The organism is Xenorhabdus sp. PB61.4 (genome assembly GCF_963894935.1).
Taxonomy (GTDB): domain Bacteria; phylum Pseudomonadota; class Gammaproteobacteria; order Enterobacterales; family Enterobacteriaceae; genus Xenorhabdus; species Xenorhabdus stockiae.
In genome coordinates, this window is sequence record NZ_CAWQJR010000069.1 from 1 (window position 1) to 5295 (window position 5295).

The following is a 5295-nucleotide window of genomic DNA, read 5'->3' on the forward strand; positions in this document are numbered from 1 at the left end:
AATGAAAACTAATTTATATCAGTTTCTATTTAAAATAGCTCCCATTTATTAAATTGTTCTTTCATCTCTTTAATAGAACTTAGTTTTATTTTTGGTATGGCCAATTTTTCAAACATTGCAGCATAGCGTTTGCGGTTTTTTGGTGTAACAACAGTGATGTGGTGAAGCATTTCCCATTTGATTGAGTCTTGATTACCTTCCAATCCACCATATCGTTTACGCTGGAATGACGTCCTGTTTATATAACGTAGCAGGCTTGATAGAGTTGAAACATCTAATAAAATAAACCCAGTTGCTCTGGATAACCGTTGCGGCAGGCATCTTGCATAGTTTCCATCAATAACCCAGCTTTCTTCTTTAATTGCCATATCATGCAACGAGATAAATTCATCGGCAGAGCGTTCCTGCCAATCTGTATTTGGCAAATGGAAAAGTTGATCCAAATGAGTGACTTTCAAATTACATTTTTTGGAGATTGCATTAGCAAGTGTTGATTTACCGCTATTCGAAGGCCCTATAATGCAGATTCTATTTCCTAAATCTGAAAGTTGCATAACATTCTCCAATAATTATAGAACCGCATATATTATATGGATGAGATTAAAAATCCTATATATACGCGATGCTCGACTTTTATGATGAGTTGAAATGACATAGCCGCTCCTTTATAATTTTAAGTCGTCAAAAATAGAGAAATAAAGGAACAAAAGGCTATGTCACAGCAAGATTTTATCATTTGGGTGTTTTGTTGGGTAGAGGATAATTTAACGCAGTGACAGCAAGGTATGCGATTCAGAAACCGGGGATATCCGCCTAAACTGAGCGATGCTGAAGTTATCACGATGGAAGTGATTGGTGAATTCTTAGGCTTTTCAACAGATAAAGGGATTTGGACGTATTTTTGTGACCACTGGCGTGAATGGTTTCCCGGACTCGGTTCACGCGCCAACTTTGCCAAACAGGCCTCAAATCTTTGGGTTGTCAAACAAAAACTGCAAGAGAAGCTGGCTATGTTATTGGGCGCATTCGACAGGCCGGTACATATTATCGACGGGTTTCCGCTGCCCGTCTGTGGGTTCAAAAGAGCTAAAGGAAGTGCCAACTTCAAAGGGCAAGCCGATTATGGGTACTGTGCCGCTAAGAATGAAACTTACTACGGCTTTAAAGGGCATCTGATGATAGATGAAACCGGCGTAGTGATGGGGATCACGGTGACTCCTGCCAGTTGCAGTGAGCGTGAAGCCGCTTGGGATTTGGTTGCCCCGATAAAAGGCTGTTTGCTTGGCGATAAAGGGTATATAGGCGTTGAATTTAAACAGGAAATGAATCAACAGGGTATAAAGATGATCACCCCGACGCGTACCAATATGGAGGATCCTCTTCCCAAGAAAACGAGAAGAATGATTAACGCCAAACGCCGTTTAATTGAAACGGTGATTGGTCAACTCGCCGGACAATTTGCTATTATTTGCTATTAAGAAGTGCTGGGCACGGGATCTGTGACATTTGAGTAATCGAATTGCCAGAAAACTGCTTTTTCACACGTTGGGTATTTTTGCCAATTTTAAACAAGGTAAAAGTCAACGCGACTGGCTTCAACAAGCCAACGTTATAGGATGTTAAAGTCGAGCATCGCGTTAACGTCGCATTATTAAAACTGTTTCTTTACCCATAGTTTCTGCAACTTTATTTCTTGTTGGCATACGCTTGCTTGGGATATCCCTTTCTAATTGATACACAAATTTACATCCAAGACTCTCTAAAAGCTCCCTCATTATTTGATCTAAAGGTACCTCTATATTAGAAATTCTTCTATTACCTAATGTCCAAACCATATATGCATCACTACGTAATTCATTTACAGAATTTATAAGAGATAAATATAGATCGTAAACAAAACTGATCAGCTTCCTTGTGTTTCCAGGATTTATTGAGTAAATATTTTTAATACACTTATTTAGTGAAAATGACTTATCCTCTAGTACGTTATGTTTTTCAGAAGCATCTTTCAGTGAACCACCTAAACTCGAGCTATCAATTGTATTCTGTAACTCTAGTAGGCGAGGATTAATGAACTCATTAATATCGTTAAGATCAATCCATTGTAAAGGCAAATAAGAAAATTGCCCGTAAGTTACAGTGGTTGCATTATCACCATATGGAGGGGAACTAATGAGTAAATCATATTTAATTCTTGATTTCTTACGTGACTTAGCATCTACATTTTTAATAATTACCTTACTAACACTTTTATTACGTTTTAAGTAACCATTTTGAGCTAAAATTTCCTTTTGAGCTTTAATGTTCTCTATATTCTTTAATAAATTTTTTTTGAATATTACTATTGGTGAGCCAATTTTTTCTATTTGATCTTCTGATTTGATATGTAATTTATATGTTGAACCTCTTGAGTTACAAGTAGTGCGAACAGTATTACTAAGAGCTAACCAAAAAACTTTTCTCGCCCACTTCGATGGTTCAGATTTGATTGCTAAGTATATTGTGCTAAGTTCTAACTGAACATGAGGTAAAAACCATTTATCAATCCCAGGAAAATTCACAGCTACCGTATCAGTACTATTTTTCTCAATACAACTTAGTAATTTTGTAATTTTTTCTTCCAATTTACTAGTGAATAAAGGGCCACTTTTAACCTCACATGCAAGGATAGCTAGTGGATTGATATCATGACCAACAAAATCTAACCCACGAATCATTGACTCACCTAGTGTTGTTCCAGAACCAACAAAAGGGTCAAATACAATTTTAACACTCTTATCTTCGCTTTGAATGACATCTATAAGCTCCCCCTGCATTTGAGGAACCATCATTGCTGGATATTGGATCAATGCATGGCAATGTTGTCTACTATAGCGCCCTTTGAAAGACCAATACGAATCATCAGTCAAAGAATAAGCTTTGATTTTATTAATGATCGCTATGTCCTGCTTTTTTTTATTCATTTTTCAGAGCCTAAGTATAAGGTTTATGTGATCCTATCTAACTATTTTCTAAGAGATTATATCATTTTTTTCTTGCCAATACCAGGAAGGGTATAGCATTTATAGGGCAAACGGGTCTAAATTATACTGACGTGAAACCCACCGTGAGGACTTTCAGCATGTAACCATTATCCCATCCTGCTTTCTGATGCTTAGTTTTCACTCCCACTTTTACGGTTTTCTCATTTTTCAGCAGGTTAAGGGCTATTTTATTCACTAAAGCGATATTTTCAGCGGCATGACCGCTTCTCAGATGCTGGTTGTCTTCACCAAAACTCACATCCAGCTGCCAGTGCAGTTTATTTTCAATATGCCAATGGCTACGTATCGCTCCCGCAATAAAGTCCGCCGATTTATCATGATGACTGGTAATATAATAACGTCGTGTGTAACTCTCGGGTTTTCCCTGCTCTTCACGCCAAGACTCCACTACCACGATGCCACCCAGTGTGTACCACTGAGGGTGTCGTACCCGTAACCAGTGAATATCGTTAACCAGCCACAACTGACGCTGTTCGATACGACCGTGATCGCCTCCTGTATCCTGGGTTTTAGCGTGGGGGATCCCCCTAAACCCTTTTGCGAGCTGAGTATCTAAAAAGTATTTGATATCGTTATGAAATTCACCCTGATTGCCTTTTAATGCCAGAACATAATCAGCCTGCTCCCCGACAATCTGATCAGCGATTTTGTACTGACAGCCCATTGCATCAATTGTGACAGTGGAACCTTCAATATCCAACAAGGCCTGTAAGTTGGGAATCACGGTAATTTCGTTCGATTTATCCGAGAATTTCACCCGACCAAAGCAAAGTTGATTCTCAACTGACCAGGCGCTAACCAGATGAAGCGCCGGTGCACCATTCGCTTTGTCAAGCGTACCCCGCAATGTTTTGCCGTCCAAGGCGATAATGTCATCAGAGAATATGGCTAAGCTCTTCACCCATTGGGTAAATGCGAGTCCAAATTCTTGGGGATCAAGCCGGTTTATCACATCGTTAAAGGTATCATGACTGGGAATGCCATTAGGAAGATCCAGAAATTGCCGGAACCAATTCTCTTTAGATTTACCGTATTCTTCAATCGCATTGAAGCCTTCACAACCGCAGATTACGGCACAGATCGAGATAGTCAGAATGTCGATAAGTGAATATTGTTTAGTCCGGTTAATACGCGGATCAGTGAGGTGTCCAAAAGCATTGCTGAGGGTTGTGGCTTGCAGGGCAGTTTCTAGGATTATCATTGATGGGTTGCTAATGATAAATCACAAACGGCGATTATTCCTATTTCTCTGTACTGAATATACTCCGCTAATCACATTGAGCAATTTAGACTTGTTTGCCCTGATAGTATTTATTTTTTAAGTCTTAAAAAGACTAAAATAATTAAAATTACGTGCTATTGGCTAACAAAAACTCAATTTTTATAGGAGGTAGCAACCATTAACTTTAATTTATGTTATATTTCTGCCAATAACAGTTTTTTTGAAAAGGGGATGCCTACTATATGTCAACTGTATCACTAAAATTTGGTGGAAAGTTAATTGAAGAGCTTTCTCAAAAGATTCCTTCATCTTTGTTTGCTTTAAATGAACTCATAAAAAATGCCTACGATGCATTTTCTCCTGACATTACCATTACTATAAGCCCATCAAAATTGATGATTACCGTTATAGATAAAGGCGTTGGGATGTCTGAGGAAGAGATTGCTTCCTTATTTCATATATCAAAAAGTACAAAAAACTACGGAAATGAAATAGCCTATAACGGAATCACTAGGATCACCCAAGGTTCTAAAGGCCTTGGTTTTCTCTCTGCCTTCAAATTTGGTGACACAGTAAAATGGAAGACATGTAAAAATGGTAAGTGTAGTATTTTTTCAGTAAAAAAATCTGATCTAGTAAATCAAGATGATATTTCAGGTGTACAAATTCCAGTAACTACTAATTTGTGTAGCGAAATTGAAAATGGAACTGAGATTACAATATCTACCAATCAACATGAAATGACACAACTACTTGCTGATTTAAATGACAAAAGAATAGCAGAAAAATTAGTTGCAGCAATGATTGATGAATCTTTTAATATCAATTTAAAAATTGAAGATAAAAACATTTTTTTTTCCACAAATAAGTTAAAAGCATTTGAATCTGAAGAAAAAAATCACCAACTTTTCTATGTTAAGTATAGCTCAATTAAAGAAGAGATTGATTTTTACCATATGGGTGAATTAATAAAAACCTTTCCGTTTGTTACAAGCTTAGCTGATTACTCAATAGAGTTGAGTTTAATTA

4 protein-coding genes and 1 pseudogene are annotated in these 5295 nt (G+C 37.4%); 2 read left to right on the top strand and 3 right to left on the bottom strand.

Annotation, left to right across the window (positions count from 1 at the left end):
- Positions 1-29 precede the first annotated feature (29 nt).
- Positions 30-554 carry a GTPase gene (locus tag AACX68_RS05110; protein ID WP_228860742.1) on the bottom strand — a complete coding sequence of 175 codons (525 nt, stop codon included), beginning with the start codon at positions 552-554 and terminating at the stop codon, positions 30-32.
- A 159-nt stretch (positions 555-713) separates the two neighbouring features.
- On the opposite strand from AACX68_RS05110, the pseudogene AACX68_RS05115 reads away from it, so the two are divergent.
- A pseudogene (locus AACX68_RS05115) lies at positions 714-1623 on the top strand (IS982 family transposase).
- 14 nt (positions 1624-1637) lie between these two features.
- Here AACX68_RS05115 and AACX68_RS05120 read toward each other — a convergent pair.
- A complete protein-coding gene (locus AACX68_RS05120) occupies positions 1638-2963 on the bottom strand; it encodes a site-specific DNA-methyltransferase (protein ID WP_228860744.1) in 1326 nt (441 codons plus the stop codon).
- 121 nt (positions 2964-3084) lie between these two features.
- Positions 3085-4245: an ISAs1 family transposase gene (locus AACX68_RS05125; protein ID WP_228860745.1), complete on the bottom strand. Its 1161-nt coding sequence runs from the start codon at positions 4243-4245 to the stop codon at positions 3085-3087.
- A gap of 263 nt (positions 4246-4508) precedes the next feature.
- On the opposite strand from AACX68_RS05125, the gene AACX68_RS05130 reads away from it, so the two are divergent.
- Positions 4509-5295: ATP-binding protein (locus AACX68_RS05130; RefSeq protein ID WP_228860746.1), on the top strand; the 787-nt coding region annotated here is incomplete at its 3' end.